The 17,957-nt window shown below is 63.5% G+C and carries 13 protein-coding genes and 4 tRNA genes; all 17 read left to right on the forward strand.

The genetic code is table 11. The annotated features are described in order from the left end of the window. Positions 1-43: 43 nt before the first annotated feature. Positions 44-529: an acyl-CoA thioesterase gene (locus tag J2T07_RS10820; protein ID WP_306849821.1), complete on the forward strand. Its 486-nt coding sequence runs from the start codon at positions 44-46 to the stop codon at positions 527-529. A gap of 239 nt (positions 530-768) precedes the next feature. Continuing rightward, positions 769-854: transfer RNA gene (locus J2T07_RS10825), tRNA-Tyr, on the forward strand. 17 nt (positions 855-871) lie between these two features. Next, positions 872-945: transfer RNA gene (locus J2T07_RS10830), tRNA-Gly, on the forward strand. A 26-nt stretch (positions 946-971) separates the two neighbouring features. Then, positions 972-1,047: transfer RNA gene (locus J2T07_RS10835), tRNA-Thr, on the forward strand. A 63-nt stretch (positions 1,048-1,110) separates the two neighbouring features. Continuing rightward, complete coding sequence (gene tuf, locus J2T07_RS10840) at positions 1,111-2,301, forward strand: elongation factor Tu (protein WP_306849823.1); 1,191 nt, start codon at positions 1,111-1,113, stop codon at positions 2,299-2,301. A 96-nt stretch (positions 2,302-2,397) separates the two neighbouring features. Further along, positions 2,398-2,473 (forward strand) — tRNA-Trp (locus tag J2T07_RS10845). Positions 2,474-2,486: 13 nt separating this feature from the next. Next, on the forward strand, positions 2,487-2,882 hold the full coding sequence (gene secE, locus J2T07_RS10850; RefSeq protein WP_306849825.1) for a preprotein translocase subunit SecE: 396 nt from the start codon (positions 2,487-2,489) through the stop codon (positions 2,880-2,882). Between the two features lie 8 nt (positions 2,883-2,890). Then, a complete protein-coding gene (nusG, locus tag J2T07_RS10855; RefSeq protein ID WP_306849827.1) occupies positions 2,891-3,451 on the forward strand; it encodes a transcription termination/antitermination protein NusG in 561 nt (186 codons plus the stop codon). Positions 3,452-3,653: 202 nt separating this feature from the next. Beyond that, a complete protein-coding gene (rplK, locus tag J2T07_RS10860; RefSeq protein ID WP_306849829.1) occupies positions 3,654-4,082 on the forward strand; it encodes a 50S ribosomal protein L11 in 429 nt (142 codons plus the stop codon). Between the two features lie 3 nt (positions 4,083-4,085). Next, entirely contained in the window at positions 4,086-4,793 is a 708-nt protein-coding gene (gene rplA / locus J2T07_RS10865) for a 50S ribosomal protein L1 (RefSeq protein WP_306849831.1), read from the forward strand. A gap of 342 nt (positions 4,794-5,135) precedes the next feature. Next, the gene (rplJ, locus tag J2T07_RS10870; protein WP_306849834.1) at positions 5,136-5,660 is read left to right on the forward strand and encodes a 50S ribosomal protein L10; all 525 of its coding nucleotides are present in this window, start codon (positions 5,136-5,138) and stop codon (positions 5,658-5,660) included. Between the two features lie 47 nt (positions 5,661-5,707). Then, on the forward strand, positions 5,708-6,079 hold the full coding sequence (rplL, locus tag J2T07_RS10875; protein WP_306849836.1) for a 50S ribosomal protein L7/L12: 372 nt from the start codon (positions 5,708-5,710) through the stop codon (positions 6,077-6,079). A gap of 233 nt (positions 6,080-6,312) precedes the next feature. Continuing rightward, the gene (gene rpoB / locus J2T07_RS10880) at positions 6,313-10,482 is read left to right on the forward strand and encodes a DNA-directed RNA polymerase subunit beta (RefSeq protein WP_306849838.1); all 4,170 of its coding nucleotides are present in this window, start codon (positions 6,313-6,315) and stop codon (positions 10,480-10,482) included. Between the two features lie 25 nt (positions 10,483-10,507). Then, complete coding sequence (gene rpoC, locus J2T07_RS10885; protein WP_306849840.1) at positions 10,508-14,722, forward strand: DNA-directed RNA polymerase subunit beta'; 4,215 nt, start codon at positions 10,508-10,510, stop codon at positions 14,720-14,722. Between the two features lie 173 nt (positions 14,723-14,895). Continuing rightward, the gene (gene rpsL / locus J2T07_RS10890) at positions 14,896-15,270 is read left to right on the forward strand and encodes a 30S ribosomal protein S12 (RefSeq protein ID WP_036115505.1); all 375 of its coding nucleotides are present in this window, start codon (positions 14,896-14,898) and stop codon (positions 15,268-15,270) included. A 16-nt stretch (positions 15,271-15,286) separates the two neighbouring features. Further along, on the forward strand, positions 15,287-15,754 hold the full coding sequence (rpsG, locus tag J2T07_RS10895; protein ID WP_090059100.1) for a 30S ribosomal protein S7: 468 nt from the start codon (positions 15,287-15,289) through the stop codon (positions 15,752-15,754). 26 nt (positions 15,755-15,780) lie between these two features. Beyond that, positions 15,781-17,910 carry an elongation factor G gene (gene fusA, locus J2T07_RS10900; RefSeq protein ID WP_306849842.1) on the forward strand — a complete coding sequence of 710 codons (2,130 nt, stop codon included), beginning with the start codon at positions 15,781-15,783 and terminating at the stop codon, positions 17,908-17,910. The last annotated feature ends 47 nt before the right edge of the window (positions 17,911-17,957 follow it).

The following is a 17,957-nucleotide window of genomic DNA, read 5'->3' on the forward strand; positions in this document are numbered from 1 at the left end:
GCCGGAGCGTCATACTGTGATCTTTTCCCAGACAGGTAAGGGCATGTCCGGCACCCAGCGCGAGGTCGAATTCCGCTTCCTGGCCCAACCGACCGATGTGAACTTCGGCGGCAAGGTCCACGGTGGCATGGCGATGAAATGGCTCGACCAGGCAGGCTACGCCTGTGCGGTGGGCTGGAGTGGCGCCTATTGCGTCACCGCATCGGTCAGCGGCATCCAGTTCCTCGCCCCCATCCTGATCGGTGACCTGGTCACGGTGCGGGCACGGCTGATCCACACCGGCACCTCGAGCATGCATCTCTCGGTGGATGTGCTCGCGCGCGACCTGCGTAGCGGTGAAGAGCGGCTGGCCACCAGCTGCGTGATGGTCTTCGTGGCGCTGGACAAGCCCGACGGTGGCAAGCCCACGGCGGTACCGCCCTGGACGCCCGTGGAGGAGAGGGACCGGCGCCTGCAGGAATACGCGCTGAAGCTGATGGAAATGTCGCGGGCGATGGAGCCGCTGGTCCGCGCCACACGCGAGGCCTGAATCGCCGACAGGGCCCCCACCGGGCGGCCTTGATCCGGTGGGAGCCGACCCTGTCGGCGATTCATTCCGCCGAAACGCTTCACTTCCCCACGACCCGCCGCTACACTGCGCGACCCCCTCGCCAGGCACCCGTCCCGGCGGGGTGTCGTGGCGTTCGGAAGCCGCTGCCGCATGTGATTTCAGCGTGCGGAAGTTGTTGACAGTTTCCGGGACGCTCGCGACAATAGGCGTTCTTTGTTGGAGGAATACCCAAGCGGCCAACGGGGGCAGACTGTAAATCTGCTGGCTTACGCCTTCGGTGGTTCGAATCCACCTTCCTCCACCAGACGAGTTCCGCGTAGTGCGGGAGTAGTTCAATGGTAGAACTTCAGCCTTCCAAGCTGATTGTGCGGGTTCGATTCCCGTCTCCCGCTCCATTGTTCTCACGCGCGCTGCGTCACGTGCTCATGTAGCTCAGTCGGTAGAGCACTTCCTTGGTAAGGAAGAGGTCGCTGGTTCGATTCCAGTCATGAGCACCATCTTCGTCGTCCGCGGCGGTTCCTTTTTTACTATCTCATTGGCTCCAGCGGAGTTTAGCGCTCATGGCAAAGGGTAAGTTCGAACGTAAGAAGCCGCACGTCAACGTCGGCACCATCGGTCACGTCGATCACGGCAAGACCACGCTGACGGCCGCGCTGACGAAGATCGGTGCCGAGCGTTTCGGCGGCGAGTTCAAGGATTACGGTTCGATCGACGCGGCGCCGGAAGAGAAGGCGCGCGGCATCACGATCTCGACCGCGCACGTGGAATACGAATCGCCGCTGCGCCACTACGGCCACGTCGATTGCCCGGGTCACGCGGATTATGTGAAGAACATGATCACGGGTGCGGCGCAGATGGACGGTGCGATCCTGGTGTGCTCGGCCGCTGACGGCCCGATGCCGCAGACGCGCGAGCACATCCTGCTGTCGCGCCAGGTCGGCGTGCCGTACATCGTGGTGTTCCTGAACAAGGCCGACATGGTGGACGACGCCGAGCTGCTCGAGCTGGTCGAGATGGAAGTGCGCGAGCTGCTGTCGAAGTACGAGTTCCCGGGCGACGACACGCCGATCATCCACGGTTCGGCGCGTCTGGCGCTGGACGGCGACCAGTCGGAAATCGGCGTGCCGTCGATCATCAAGCTGGTGGATGCGCTGGACAGCTGGATTCCGGAGCCGGAGCGCGACATCGACAAGCCGTTCCTGCTGCCGGTGGAAGACGTGTTCTCGATCTCGGGCCGTGGCACGGTGCTGACCGGTCGCGTCGAGCGCGGCATCGTCAAGGTGGGTGACCCGGCCGAAGTGGTCGGCCTGAAGGACACCCAGACCACGACGGTGACGGGCGTGGAAATGTTCCGCAAGCTGCTGGACCAGGGTCAGGCCGGTGACAACGTCGGCGTGCTGGTGCGTGGTCTGAAGCGTGAAGACGTCGAGCGTGGCCAGGTGCTGGCCAAGCCGGGTTCGGTGACGCCGCACACGGAGTTCGAGGGTGAGGTGTACATCCTGTCGAAGGACGAGGGTGGCCGTCACACGCCGTTCTTCAGCAACTATCGCCCGCAGTTCTACTTCCGCACGACGGACGTGACCGGATCGATCAAGCTGCCGGAAGGCGTGGAGATGGTGATGCCGGGCGACAACGTGAAGATCAGCGTCACGCTGGGCTTCCCGATCGCGATGGACGAAGGCCTGCGCTTCGCGATCCGCGAAGGCGGTCGCACCGTCGGCGCCGGCGTCGTCTCCAAGATCAACAAGTAAGAAGACAAGCGATGCCAGTCCTTCGGGGCTGGCACCCGGTCGCGGGGCGGGTGGGTCATTGACCGCCCGCCTTCGCGGTTCCACTGTTTTACCTGTACGCCAGTAGCTCAATTGGCAGAGCAGCGGTCTCCAAAACCGCAGGTTGGGGGTTCGAGTCCCTCCTGGCGTGCCACTCTTGAGTGCGCATGAATACGAAGGCACAAGAAGCCAAGGGTTTGAGCCCGGCCGATATCGGCAAGCTGGCGCTTGCGCTGGTCGTGCTCGCCGCAGGCATCGTCGGTTTCTACTATTTCAGCGATAACCCGAACGTGCCGTCGTTTGCGCGCGTCGCCGGTGTGCTCGTCGCTGTCGCGGCCGCCCTGGCGATCGGCGCTTTCACGGCCCCGGGTCGCAAGCTGCGTGGCTTTGTCACCGAATCGCAGTTCGAGTTGCGCAAGGTCGTCTGGCCGTCGCGCGACGAAACGCTGAAGACCACCGGTATCATCATGGTGGTCGTCGTCATTCTTTCGCTGTTGATGGGGCTGATCGACTGGTTGCTGAAGTCGCTCGTGCTCGATTGGCTGTTGAAACTCGGACATTGAGGTAAGGCATGAGCAAGCGCTGGTACGTGGTTCACGCCTATTCGGGGTTCGAGCAGCAGGTTCGCAAGGCTCTCGACGAGCGCGTCAAGCGCGAGGGCATGGAAGAGAAGTTTGGTGAAATCCTGGTTCCGACCGAGGAAGTCATCGAGATGCGCGGCGGCCAGAAGCGCCGCAGCGAGCGCAAGTTCTTCCCCGGTTATGTCCTGGTCCAGATCGAGACCGATACCAGCGGCAAGACGCCGCGTATCGACGACGAGTGCTGGCATCTGGTCAAGGAAACCCCGAAGGTCATGGGTTTCATCGGCGGTACCGCCGACCGTCCGCACCCGATCCGCGACAGCGAGGCGGAGGCCATCCTGAGCCGCGTCCGCGAGGGTGTCGAGAAGCCGCGCCCGAAGGTTCTCTTCGAGCCGGGCGAGATGGTTCGCGTCACCGACGGCCCGTTCAACGACTTCAATGGCGTGGTCGAAGAAGTCAACTACGAAAAGAGCCGCCTGCGCGTCGCGGTGCTCATTTTCGGTCGTTCTACCCCGGTCGAACTCGAGTTCGGCCAGGTGGAGAAGGCCTGACGGCCTTCTGGCTGGCTCCGGCCAGCCCATTCGGCATGGGGTTTGCTTAACCCGGGCCGGACGCCTATAATGCCCGGTTCACGCTGGAGCCTTGTGCTCCGGCGTGTCCGTGTTTCAGGGGTTCGCAGGCGCGGCCCTACCACCTCCACGGACGGTCTACAGCGAGGAGCCGTAAGGCGCCAGCACTCGCGAGGAAAGATAAATGGCAAAGAAAGTCATTGGTTACATCAAGTTGCAGGTGAAGGCCGGCCAGGCGAACCCGTCGCCGCCGGTCGGTCCGGCGCTCGGTCAGCGCGGCCTGAACATCATGGAGTTCTGCAAGGCGTTCAACGCCGCCACGCAGAAGCTCGAGCCGGGCCTCCCGATCCCGGTCGTGATCACGGCTTATTCGGACCGTACCTTCACCTTCATCACCAAGACCCCGCCGGCCTCGATCCTTCTCAAGAAGATCACGGGCGTGGCGAAGGGCTCGCCGAAGCCGAACACCGACAAGGTGGGCAAGGTCACCCGTGCCCAGCTCGAGGACATCGCGAAGCAGAAGGAGCCGGATCTCACGGCTGCCGATCTGGATGCCGCCGTGCGTACGATCGCCGGCAGCGCGCGTTCCATGGGTCTGGTGGTGGAGGGTTAAGACATGGCAAAGCTCACGAAGCGTATGAAGGCCGCCACGGCCGCCGTTCAGCCCGGCAAGACCTATGGTCTCGACGAAGCACTGAAGATCGTCAAGGACAACGCCAAGGCGAAGTTCGCCGAGTCGGTCGACGTCTCGGTCCGCCTGGGCATCGATGCGAAGAAGTCCGACCAGGGTGTGCGTGGCTCGTCGCTGCTGCCGCATGGCACCGGCAAGACCGTTCGCGTCGCCGTGTTCGTCCCGGCTGGTGAGAAGGCTGACGCCGCCCTCGCGGCTGGCGCCGATGCCGTCGGTATGGACGACCTCGCCGAGAAGATGCAGGCGGGCGACCTCAACTACGGTCGCGTCATCGCGACGCCGGACGCGATGCGCGTCGTCGGTAAGCTCGGCCAGGTGCTCGGTCCCCGTGGCCTGATGCCGAACCCGAAGGACGGCTCGGTCACCGCCGATGTCGCGACGGCCGTGAAGAACGCCAAGGCCGGCCAGGTCAAGTTCCGTAACGACAAGGGCGGCATCATCCACGCCACCATCGGCAAGGCGAGCTTCGAAGCCGCCCAGCTGGCGGACAACCTGAATGCGCTGATCGCCGATCTGCTGAAGGCCAAGCCGGCCGCGGCGAAGGGTCAGTACATCCAGAAGGTGTCGCTGTCGAGCACCATGGGCGTGGGCGTGCCGGTCGATACCTCGACCGTGAACACCTCGACCAAGTAAGCAAGAGTTACGACCCTCGCCGGTCCAGCCGGCGGGGGCACGTTTTTGAGGGCGACCCCGGTTTCGTGCCGGGGCAGCCGTCAAAGACCGTAGGCGCGAGCAGCGCGCGACGGCGACGAGCAGGGAGCTCGTGTTGGCAAGGAAACGCCGTCGTCGATAGCGGGTTCGCTTAATCGGATGCCTTGTCGGGTCCAGCCTGCGTAGATGGTGCAGCCCCTTCTGGCATTCGTTTCGAATCTGGAAAGGCCACCACCCGGGACCTCGCGTCCCCGACGTCAGGACGATGTCGCCCAGGACCGCAAGCGGCAGGAGTCGTGAGCGGAGTTCAATTGGAGGAGTGCAATGGCTCTCAATCTGTCTCAGAAGCAAGAAGTAGTCGCCGAGCTGGCAGAAGTCGCCGCGAAGGCTCACTCCTTGGTCGCCGCCGAATACGCGGGCACCACGGTCTCCCAGATGACCGAGATGCGCAAGAAGGCTCGTGAAACGGGCGTGTTCCTGAAAGTTGTCAAGAACACCCTCGCCGCACGCGCCGTGGCCGGAACCGAATTCGAGGTCGTCAAGGACGCTCTCGTCGGTCCGCTGCTCTATGCGTTCTCCACTGAGGAACCGGGCGCCGCAGGCCGCCTGATCAAGGAATTCGCGAAGACCAACGACAAGCTCAAGACGAAGGTCGTGTCCGTGGAAGGCAAGCTGCTTCCCGCCGCCCACGTCGACGTGCTTGCCTCGCTGCCGACCCGTCAGGAAGCGCTGGCCATGCTGGCTCGCGTCCTCAACGAGCCGGTCACGATGTTCGCGCGCGCCGTCAAGGCCGTTGGCGAGAAGCAGGGTGGTGGCGAAGTCGCCGCCGAAGCCCCGGCCGAAGCCTGATTCGTCGACTTATTTCCATAAGACCCCATTTCAGAAGGTAAGAAACAATGTCCACCCTGACCACCGAACAGATCGTCGAAGCCATCAAGGCCAAGTCCCTGATGGAAATCATGGAGCTGGTGAAGTCGATCGAAGACACCTTCGGCGTCTCGGCTGCCGCCCCGGTTGCCGTCGCTGGCCCGGCCGCTGCCGGCCCGGCTGCCGAAGCGCAGACCGAGTTCGACGTGATCCTGAAGTCCGCCGGCGAGAAGAAGGTCGACGTGATCAAGGCCGTTCGCGCCATCACCGGCCTGGGCCTGAAGGAAGCCAAGGACCTCACCGAGGCCGGCGGCGTCGTGAAGGAAGCGGCTTCGAAGGAAGATGCCGAGAAGTTCAAGAAGGATCTCGAAGCTGCCGGCGCCACGGTCGAACTCAAGTAATCGGCGCCTTGCGCGCCAGCTGTTCGACATAGCGTCAAGTGAGCCTGGGGGCGTAAGCCCCCGGGCTTTGGCCGTTCCAGGCCACGTTCCACGTTCCATGTCCGTTGTTGTTCCGTCGGAAATGGGACATCGGGAGTCGAGGGCAGCGATGCCCTGCTGTACGAATCTCGATCTCCGATTTTCGATTCATCCGATTTTGATCGACCCATTACTGAACCGAGGCGGTACCCACCATGACCTACTCGTTTACCGAGAAGAAGCGCATCCGCAAGGATTTCGGCAAGCGTCCGCCCGTGCTGGGCGTGCCCAACCTGCTGACGATCCAGACCGACTCGTACAAGGAATTCCTGCAGGAGCAGGTCAACCCCAAGCAGCGTGAAGACAAGGGCCTGCATGCCGCGCTGAAGTCGGTGTTCCCGATTTCCAGCTATTCCGGCAACGCCGCCCTCGAATACGTGGATTACCGGCTCGGCGAGCCGGCGTTCGACGAGCGCGAGTGCCGCAACCGCGGCATGACGTTCGGCGCGCCGCTGCGCACGACCGTCCGTCTGGTCATCTACGACAAGGACAGCCCGGCTTCCAAGAAGGCCGTGAAGTACGTGAAGGAGCAGGAGGTCTACATGGGCGAGATTCCGCTCATGACCGAGACCGGCACCTTCATCATCAACGGCACCGAGCGCGTCATCGTCTCGCAGCTGCATCGTTCGCCGGGCGTGTTCTTCGATCACGACCGCGGCAAGACGCACAGCTCGGGCAAGCTGCTGTTCTCCGCCCGCGTGATTCCTTACCGTGGCTCCTGGCTCGATTTCGAGTTCGACCCGAAGGATGCGCTGTTCACCCGTATCGATCGTCGCCGCAAGTTGCCGGTGACCGTGCTGCTGCGCGCGCTCGGCTACACGAACGAAGAGATGCTGCAGATCTTCTTCGAGCACAACGTGTTCCACCTGGGCAAGAAGGGCGGTGTCACGCTCGACCTCGTCGCCGAACGCCTGCGTGGTGAAACGCTTTCCTTCGATCTCGTGATCGATGGCAAGGTGCTGGTCGAAGCCGGCAAGCGCATCACCGCGCGCCACGTCCGCCAGCTTGCCAACGAGAAGATCACCACGCTCGAAGTGCCGGACGACTACCCGGTCGGCCGCATCGTCGCGATCGACATGGTCGACAAGGACACCGGCGAGATCATCGCCGCGGCCAACGACGAACTGACCGCCGAGCATCTGGAGCGCTTCCGCAAGGCCGGCATCGAGACGGTGCCGACGCTGTACGTGAACGATCTCGATCGTGGCGCGTACATCTCGAACACGCTGCGCATCGACAACACGCGCACGCAGCTCGAGGCCCTGGTCGAAATCTACCGGATGATGCGTCCGGGCGAGCCGCCGACCAAGGACGCCGCGCAGAACCTGTTCTTCAACCTGTTCTTCACCTTCGACCGCTACGACCTGTCGGCCGTGGGCCGCATGAAGTTCAACCGTCGCGTCGGCCGCAAGGATGTCGTCGGCCCGGGCGTGCTGTACGACCACAAGTACTTCGCCGAGCGCAAGGAAGACGAGTGCCAGCGCCTGGTCGCGGAGCAGGGCGAAACGTCCGACATCCTCGACGTGCTTCGCGTGCTGATCGACATCCGCAACGGTACCGGCACGGTCGACGATATCGATCACCTGGGTAACCGCCGCGTGCGTTCGGTCGGCGAAATGGCGGAGAACACTTTCCGCATCGGTCTCGTCCGCGTCGAGCGCGCGGTTCGCGAGCGCCTGTCGCTGGCCGAATCCGAGGGCCTGACCCCGCAGGAGCTGATCAACGCCAAGCCGGTCGCGGCGGCGGTGAAGGAGTTCTTCGGTTCGTCACAGCTCTCGCAGTTCATGGACCAGAACAACCCGTTGTCCGAAGTGACCCACAAGCGCCGCGTGTCGGCGCTCGGACCGGGCGGCCTGACCCGTGAGCGCGCCGGCTTCGAAGTCCGCGACGTGCACCCGACCCATTACGGCCGCGTCTGCACCATCGAAACGCCGGAAGGCCCGAACATCGGCCTGATCAACTCGTTGGCAGTGTACGCCCGCACCAACGCCTATGGCTTCCTCGAGACGCCGTACCGCAAGGTCGAGAACGGCAAGGTCACCGACAAGGTCGATTACCTTTCCGCGATCGAGGAAGGCGACCACGTGATCGCGCAGGCGAACTCGCCGCTGACGAAGGAAGGCAAGTTCATCGAGGACTTCGTCTCCTGCCGTTTCCGTGGTGAGTCCGAGCTGCGTCCGTCGGCCGAGATCAACTACATGGACGTCTCGCCGATGCAGACCGTGTCGGTCGCCGCGGCGCTCGTCCCGTTCCTCGAGCACGACGACGCCAACCGCGCGCTGATGGGCGCGAACATGCAGCGACAGGCCGTTCCGACCCTGCGCAGCCAGAAGCCGCTCGTCGGCACGGGCATCGAGCGCGCCGTGGCGCGTGACTCGGGCGTGACCGTGTCGGCACGTCGTGGCGGCGTGATCGACCAGGTCGACGCGGCCCGTATCGTCGTGCGCGTCAACGAAGCCGAAGTCGGCGACGACGATGCCGGTGTCGATATCTACACGCTGACCAAGTACACCCGCTCCAACCAGAACACCAACCTCAACCAGCGTCCGCTGGTGAACGTGGGTGACGTGGTGGCGGTGGGTGACACGCTGGCGGACGGTTCCTCGACCGACCTCGGCGAGCTCGCGCTCGGCCAGAACATGCTCGTCGCGTTCATGCCGTGGAACGGCTACAACTTCGAAGACTCGATCCTGATCTCCGAGCGCGTGGTGCAGGAAGACCGTTACACCTCGATCCACATCGAGGAACTGACGTGTATCGCCCGCGACACCAAGCTCGGCGCCGAGGAAATCACCGCGGACATCCCGAACGTCGGCGAGCAGGCGCTCGCGCGCCTGGACGAGTCCGGCATCGTGTACATCGGCGCGGAAGTGAAGGCGGGCGACATTCTCGTCGGCAAGGTCACGCCGAAGGGCGAGAGCCAGCTGACGCCGGAAGAGAAGCTGCTCCGCGCGATCTTCGGCGAGAAAGCCTCGGACGTGAAGGACAGCTCGCTGCGCGTGCCCCCGGGCATGGACGGCAACGTCATCGACGTGCAGGTCTTCACCCGCGACGGCATCGAGAAGGACAAGCGCGCCAAGCAGATCGAAGAGACCGAGCTGAAGCGGATCCGCAAGGATCTCGACGACCAGTTCCGCATCCTCGAAGGCGCGATCTATGCCCGTATGCGCTCGCAGCTGGTCGGCAAGACCGCGATGAGCGGTCCGGGTGGCCTCAAGCGTGGCACCACGATCGACGACGCCTACCTGGACGGCCTGAAGAAGGACGACTGGTTCAAGATCAACGTCAAGGAAGAGGAGGTGTCCGAGTTCCTCGAGCGCGCGGCCGAGCAGGTCAAGCGCCACAAGGAGAACTTCGACAAGCGCTTCAAGGAGAAGCAGGGCAAGATCACCCAGGGCGACGACCTCGCGCCGGGCGTGCTCAAGATGGTCAAGGTCTACCTGGCCGTCAAGCGCCGCATCCAGCCGGGCGACAAGATGGCCGGTCGCCACGGTAACAAGGGTGTCGTGTCGATGATCGTTCCGGTCGAGGACATGCCGTTCTCCGCCGACGGCCGTCCCGTCGACATCGTGCTGAACCCGCTGGGCGTGCCTTCGCGTATGAACATCGGCCAGATCCTCGAGGTTCACCTCGGCTGGGCGGCGAAGGGTCTCGGTCACAAGATCGAGGCGATGATCCAAGCCAACGAGAAGCCCGCCAAGCTGCGCGAGTTCCTCGACGAGGTCTACAACCACGGCAACGCCGGTGCGGAAGGCGCGGTGCGTCACGTCGACCTCAAGTCGATGTCCGACCACGAGATCGTCTCCCTGGCGAACAACCTCTGCGACGGCGTGCCGATGGCGACACCGGTGTTCGACGGTGCCGAGGAGTCCGAGATCAAGCACATGCTCAAGCTCGCCGACCTGCCGGAATCCGGGCAGACGGTGCTCTTCGACGGCCGTACCGGCGAGGCGTTCGATCGCCCGGTCACCGTCGGCTACATGCACATGCTGAAGCTGAACCACCTCGTCGACGACAAGATGCACGCGCGTTCGACGGGACCGTACTCGCTCGTCACCCAGCAGCCGCTGGGCGGCAAGGCGCAGTTCGGCGGCCAGCGCTTCGGCGAAATGGAAGTCTGGGCGCTGGAAGCGTATGGCGCCGCGTACACCCTGCAGGAAATGCTGACCGTCAAGTCTGACGACGTGCAGGGCCGCAACCAGATGTACAAGAACATTGTGGACGGCAACCACGAAATGGCCGCGGGCATGCCGGAATCCTTCAACGTACTCGTGAAGGAAATCCGCTCGCTCGGCATCGACATCGAACTCGAAGAGATCAAGTGATCGTCGCGGCTACCGGAGATTACGCATGAAAGACCTGCTCAATCTGTTCAACCAGCAGCGACAGACGCTGGATTTCGACGCGATCAAGATCGCTCTGGCTTCGCCGGAACTGATCCGCTCGTGGTCGTACGGCGAAGTGAAGAAGCCGGAAACCATCAACTACCGCACGTTCAAGCCTGAACGTGACGGTCTGTTCTGCGCGGCCATTTTCGGTCCCATCAAGGACTACGAATGCCTGTGCGGCAAGTACAAGCGCATGAAGCATCGCGGCGTGGTCTGCGAGAAGTGCGGCACCGAGGTCACCCTGGCCAAGGTCCGTCGCGAGCGCATGGGCCACATCGAACTGGCCAGCCCGACCGCGCATATCTGGTTCCTGAAGTCGCTGCCCTCGCGCATCGGCCTCATGCTGGACATGACCCTGCGTGACATCGAGCGCATCCTGTACTTCGAAGCCTTCGTGGTGATCGATCCAGGCTTGACCGCGCTCGAGCGCGGTCAGCTGCTCAGCGAAGACCAGTACCTGGAAGCCACCGAGGAGCACGGTGACGAATTCGACGCCCGCATGGGTGCCGAGGCCGTCTACGAGCTGCTGAAGAGCCTCGACCTGCCGGGCGAAGTCATTCGCCTGAAGGAAGAGATCTCGTCGACGAATTCCGAGACCAAGCTGAAGCGCCTCACCAAGCGCGTGAAGCTGATCGAGGCGTTCCTCGAGTCGGGCAACAAGCCGGAATGGATGGTCATGACCGTCCTGCCGGTGCTGCCGCCCGACCTGCGTCCGCTCGTTCCGCTGGACGGCGGCCGCTTCGCGACCTCCGACCTCAACGACCTGTACCGCCGCGTCATCAACCGCAACAACCGCCTGAAGCGTCTGCTCGAACTCGCCGCGCCCGATATCATCGTGCGCAACGAGAAGCGCATGCTTCAGGAATCGGTCGATGCGCTGCTCGACAACGGCCGCCGCGGCCGTGCCATCACCGGCACGAACAAGCGCGCGCTGAAGTCGCTCGCGGACATGATCAAGGGTAAGCAGGGCCGCTTCCGCCAGAACCTGCTCGGCAAGCGCGTCGACTACTCGGGCCGTTCGGTCATCGTGGTCGGCCCGACGCTGCGCCTGCACCAGTGCGGCCTGCCGAAGAAGATGGCGCTCGAGCTGTTCAAGCCCTTCATCTTCGCCAAGCTGCAGGCCCGTGGCGAAGCCACCACGATCAAGGCCGCGAAGAAGCTCGTCGAGCGCGAGGAAGCGCAGGTCTGGGACATCCTCGAAGACGTGATCCGCGAGCATCCGGTCATGCTCAACCGTGCGCCGACCCTGCATCGCCTGGGTATCCAGGCGTTCGAGCCGGTCCTCATCGAGGGCAAGGCGATCCAGCTGCATCCGCTCGTGTGTACGGCGTTCAACGCCGACTTCGACGGTGACCAGATGGCCGTGCACGTGCCGCTGTCGATCGAGGCGCAGCTCGAAGCCCGCGCCCTGATGATGTCGTCGAACAACATCCTGTCGCCGGCGAACGGCGAGCCGATCATCGTGCCGTCGCAGGACGTCGTGCTCGGCCTGTACTACATGACTCGCGAGCTGATCAACGCGAAGGGCGCCGGCATGGTGTTCGCGAACGTCGGCGAAGTGCGTCGTGCGTACGACAATCGTGCCGTCGAACTGCACGCCAAGGTGAAGGTGCGCGTGCGCAGCGTGGAAACCGTCGATGGCGAGCGCGTCGAGCGCCTCGTCCTGGTCGACACCACGGTGGGTCGCGCCCTGCTCGCCGAGATCATCCCGGAAGGCCTGCCGTTCGCGCTGGTCAACACCGAGCTGACCAAGAAGAACATCTCGCGCCTGATCAACCAGAGCTACCGTTTGCTCGGCCTGAAGGAATCGGTCGTGTTCGCCGACAAGCTGATGTACACCGGCTTCCGTTTCGCGACGCGCGCCGGCATCTCCATCGGCATCGACGACATGAAGATCCCGGCCGAGAAGAAGGGCATCCTCGAGGAAGCCGAGAAGGAAGTCGTCGAGATCCAGGAGCAGTACCAGTCGGGCCTGGTGACTGCCGGCGAGCGCTACAACAAGGTGGTCGACATCTGGTCGCGTACCAACGAACTCGTCGCCAAGGCGATGATCGACGGTATCGGCACCGAGAAGGTGCAGGATGCCGACGGCAACACGGTCAACCAGAAGTCGATGAACTCGCTGTACATCATGGCGGACTCCGGCGCGCGTGGTAGCGCGGCGCAGATTCGTCAGCTGGCGGGCATGCGCGGCCTGATGGCCCGTCCGGACGGCTCGATCATCGAGACGCCCATCAAGGCGAACTTCCGCGAAGGCCTGAACGTCCTGCAGTACTTCAACTCGACCCACGGTGCCCGTAAGGGTCTCGCGGATACCGCGCTGAAGACCGCGAACTCCGGTTACCTGACCCGTCGCCTCGTCGACGTGGCCCAGGACGTCGTCATCACCGAGCACGATTGCGGCACGGAAGATGGCGTGCTCATGTCGCCGATCGTCGAAGGCGGTGACGTGGTCGAGCCGTTGCGCGAGCGCGTGCTCGGTCGCGTCGTCGTCGAGGACGTCTACGCCCCGGGCGATGACGACCAGCCGATCGTGACCCGCGACACGCTGCTCGACGAGTACCTGGTCGACCAGCTCGACAAGGCCGGCGTGCAGCTGATCAAGGTCCGTTCGCCCATCACCTGCCGTGCCAGCCATGGCGTGTGCGCCCTGTGCTACGGCCGCGACCTCGCTCGCGGTCACCTGGTCAACATGGGCGAGGCCGTGGGTGTGGTCGCCGCGCAGTCGATCGGTGAGCCGGGTACCCAGCTGACGATGCGTACGTTCCACATCGGTGGCGCGGCGTCCCGTGCTGCCGCGGTGGACAACGTGACGGTCCGCACGACCGGCGCGCTGAAGTTCAACAACCTGAAGTCGGTCGAGCATTCGCAGGGTCACCTGGTCGCCGTCTCGCGTTCGGGCGAAGTGAGCGTCATCGACGCCAACGGCCGCGAGCGCGAGCGTTACAAGGTGCCTTACGGCGCGACCATCGCGGTGAAGGACGGCGACCCGGTCAAGGCTGGCCAGACCGTCGCGAACTGGGATCCGCATACCCACCCGATCGTCACGGAAGTGGCCGGCGTGGTCCGCTTCATCGACTTCATCGATGGCGTGACCGTGCAGTCGCAGACCGACGAATTGACCGGCCTCGAGTCGGCGGTGGTCACGGACCCGAAGCGTCGCGGCACGCAGGCGAAGGACCTGCGCCCGATCGTCCGCCTGGAAGACAGCAAGGGCCGTGAGCTCAAGCTGCCGGGTACGGACATCGCGGCCCAGTACTTCCTGCCGGCCGGTGCGATCGTCTCGATCCAGAACGGTGCCGAAGTGGGCGTGGGTGACGTCGTCGCCCGTATCCCGCAGGAAACCTCGAAGACCCGCGACATCACGGGTGGTCTGCCGCGCGTCGCCGACCTGTTCGAAGCCCGCAAGCCGAAGGAGCCGGCGATCCTCGCGGAGCGCTCGGGTATCGTCAGCTTCGGCAAGGACACCAAGGGCAAGCAGCGCCTGATCATCAAGGATGTGGACGGCAACGAGCACGAGGAGCTGATTCCGAAGTGGCGCCAGGTCATCGTGTTCGAGGGCGAGCACGTGGAGAAGGGCGAAACCGTCGTGGACGGCGAGCCGAATCCGCATGACATCCTGCGTCTGCTGGGTGTCGAGCCGCTGGCCTCGTACCTGGTCAAGGAGATCCAGGACGTCTACCGCCTGCAGGGCGTGAAGATCAACGACAAGCACATCGAAGCGATCATTCGCCAGATGCTGCGCAAGGTCGAGATCACCGAGCCGGGTGACAGCACCTACCTGCGCGGTGAGCAGGTCGAACGCGTCCGGATCAACGAGGAAAACGAGCGCGCCGAGAAGCGGGGCGAGCGTCGGGCCGAGTTCGAGTCGGTCCTGCTGGGCATCACCAAGGCCTCGCTTGCCACCGAGTCGTTCATCTCGGCGGCGTCGTTCCAGGAAACCACCCGCGTCCTCACCGAGGCGGCGGTCCGTGGCACCCGGGATACGTTGCGTGGCCTGAAGGAAAATGTTATTGTTGGGCGGCTAATCCCTGCGGGTACGGGTCTGGCATACCACGCTTCGCGTCGTAGCCAGGGCGGACTGACGGCTTCGGATCTGGAAACCCTCTCGGGTTCTTCGGCACCGGCTGTCACGTTCGAAGAGGCTCCCGCCGGGTCCAACGATAGCGCCGAGTAAGGCCCGTACCCGGGTTTTGCTCGTACATACGAAATGAGGCGCAAGGATGCGCCTCGTGTTCGGAATCAGGGACGATGGGCGCTGGCCCGCTTCGCGGGCGGCGCACGTCAACAACGCTTCTCTGGCGGGCCGATCTATCGGTCTGCCTTTATGTTTCTCAGGAATAGCTTCGCATGACGACAGTCAACCAGTTGGTGCGCAAATCCCGCAGCCCGAAGGCGTACAAGAGCGCCTCGCCGGCCCTGCAGAGCAGCCCGCAGCGCCGCGGGGTGTGCACGCGCGTTTATACGACCACCCCGAAGAAGCCGAACTCGGCGCTGCGTAAGGTTGCCAAGGTGCGCCTGACCAACGGTTTCGAAGTCATCAGCTACATCGGTGGCGAAGGTCACAATCTGCAGGAGCACTCGGTGGTCCTGATCCGCGGCGGTCGCGTCAAGGATCTCCCCGGTGTGCGTTACCACACGGTTCGCGGCAGTCTCGACTGCGCCGGCGTGACCAAGCGTCGCAAGTCGCGCTCGAAGTACGGCGCCAAGCGCCCGAAGAGCTGAGTAGAGGACAAGAATTATGTCGCGTAAAGGTTCCCATCCCGCCCGTGTGGTCCTCCCGGACCCGAAGCACGGAAGCCAGCTGATTGCCCGTTTCATCAATATGGTGATGAAGTCCGGCAAGAAGTCCGTCGCCGAAGCCATTGTCTACGGTGCCCTGCAGCACATCGGCGAGAAGAACGCCGAGCCGGTGCAGCTCGTCGAGAAGGCACTGGGCAACATCGCCCCGGCCGTCGAGGTGAAGTCCCGCCGTGTCGGCGGTGCCACGTACCAGGTGCCGGTCGAAGTCCGTCCGGGCCGCCGTATGGCTCTCGCCATGCGTTGGGTAATCGACGCAGCGCGCAAGCGCGGCGAAACGTCCATGCCGCGCAAGCTGGCCGCCGAACTGCTCGAAGCCTCGGAATCCCGTGGCGGCGCCGTCAAGAAGCGCGAAGAAACGCATCGCATGGCGGAGGCCAACAAGGCCTTCTCGCATTACCGCTGGTAATCACAGCTCCAGATTGAGGAAAGACCGTGGCACGCACTACGCCCATCGAGCGCTACCGCAACTTCGGCATCATGGCTCACATCGATGCCGGCAAGACCACGACCACGGAGCGCATCCTGTTCTACACCGGTGTCAGTCATAAGATTGGCGAGGTGCACGACGGTGCCGCTACGATGGACTGGATGGAGCAGGAGCAAGAGCGCGGCATCACCATCACTTCCGCCGCCACCACGGCGTTCTGGAAGGGCATGGACCGTTCGCTGCCCGAGCATCGCTTCAACATCATCGACACCCCGGGACACGTCGACTTCACCATCGAAGTGGAGCGTTCGCTCCGCGTTCTCGACGGTGCGGTGTTCGTTCTCTGTGCCGTGGGTGGCGTGCAGCCGCAGTCGGAAACCGTTTGGCGCCAGGCCAACCGGTACAAGGTGCCGCGCCTTGCGTTCGTCAACAAGATGGACCGCACGGGCGCGAACTTCTACAAGGTCGTCGACCAGCTGAAGAGCCGCCTTGCCGCCAACCCGGTGCCGATGCAGGTGCCGATCGGTGCCGAAGACAACTTCGAGGGCGTCATCGACCTCCTCAAGATGAAGGCCATCAAGTGGGACATGGAGTCCCAGGGCATGAAGTTCGAGTACATCGAGATTCCGGCCGAGCTCCAGGCCAAGGCCGAGGCCGATCGTACGGCCATGATCGAAGCCGCGGCGGAAGCCACGGAAGAGATGATGGACAAGTATCTCGGCGGCGAAGAGCTGACTGAAGCCGAGATCATCGAAGGCCTGCGTCTGCGCACCCTGCGCAGCGAGATCATCCCGGTCTTCTGCGGCACGGCGTTCAAGAACAAGGGCGTCCAGGCGATGCTCGACGCGGTCGTCAATCTTCTGCCGTCGCCGCTCGATCGTCCGCCGGTCGAAGGCATCGACGAAGACGAGAAGCCGGACACCCGCGAAGCCAAGGACGATGCACCGTTCTCGGCGCTCGCATTCAAGATCATGACCGATCCGTTCGTCGGCGCGCTGACGTTCTTCCGTGTCTATTCGGGCACGCTGAACGCCGGTGACCAGGTGTACAACCCGGTCAAGTCGAAGAAGGAGCGCATCGGCCGCATCCTGCAGATGCACGCCAACGAGCGTCACGAACTGAAGGAAGTCCGCGCTGGCGATATCGCCGCGGCGGTCGGCCTGAAGGACGTCACGACCGGTGACACGCTGTGCGCGCAGGATCACATCATCACGCTCGAGCGCATGTCGTTCCCGGAGCCGGTGATCTCGATGGCGGTCGAGCCGAAGACGAAGTCGGACCAGGAAAAGATGGGTATCGCCCTCAGCCGCCTGGCTGCGGAAGATCCGTCGTTCCGCGTCCGTACGGACGAAGAGTCGGGTCAGACGATCATCTCGGGCATGGGCGAGCTTCACCTGGACATCCTGGTGGACCGCATGAAGCGCGAGTTCAACGTCGAAGCCAACGTCGGCAAGCCGCAGGTGGCCTACCGCGAAACGATCCAGGCGTCGGACGTCAAGTCGGACTACAAGCACGCCAAGCAGTCGGGTGGTAAGGGTCAGTACGGTCACGTCGTGATCGAACTGTCGCCGATCACCGCTGCCGACCGTGCGGATGAGAAGGTGGCCGCCCAGATCAAGGACGACTTCCTCTTCATCAACGACATCACGGGTGGTGTGATTCCGAAGGAATTCATCCCGTCGGTCGAGAAGGGCCTGCGCGAGACGATCACCTCGGGTCCGCTGGCTGGCTTCCCGGTCGTGAACACGAAGGTCAAGCTCGTCTTCGGTTCCTACCATGACGTCGACTCGTCCGAAATGGCGTTCAAGCTCGCCGCCTCGATGGCGTTCAAGCAGGGCTTCAATAAGGCGAGCCCGGTTCTGCTCGAGCCGATCATGAAGGTCGAGGTCGTGACGCCGGAAGATTACGTCGGCGACATCATGGGCGATCTGAGCCGCCGTCGCGGCATGCTGACCGGCCAGGACGACACGCCGTCGGGCAAGACCATCAATGCGATGGTTCCGCTCGGTGAAATGTTCGGCTATGCCACCACGATCCGCTCGTTGAGCCAGGGCCGTGCGATGTTCACGATGGAATTCGATCATTACGATCCGGCGCCGAAGAATGTCGCCGACGAGGTCATGAAGAAGTCCTGATAAGGACTTCTTCTTTAAACATACAACGTTCTTTTAGAGGTTTAGAG

It is taken from the genome of Luteibacter jiangsuensis (assembly GCF_030812295.1).
GTDB lineage: Bacteria > Pseudomonadota > Gammaproteobacteria > Xanthomonadales > Rhodanobacteraceae > Luteibacter > Luteibacter jiangsuensis_A.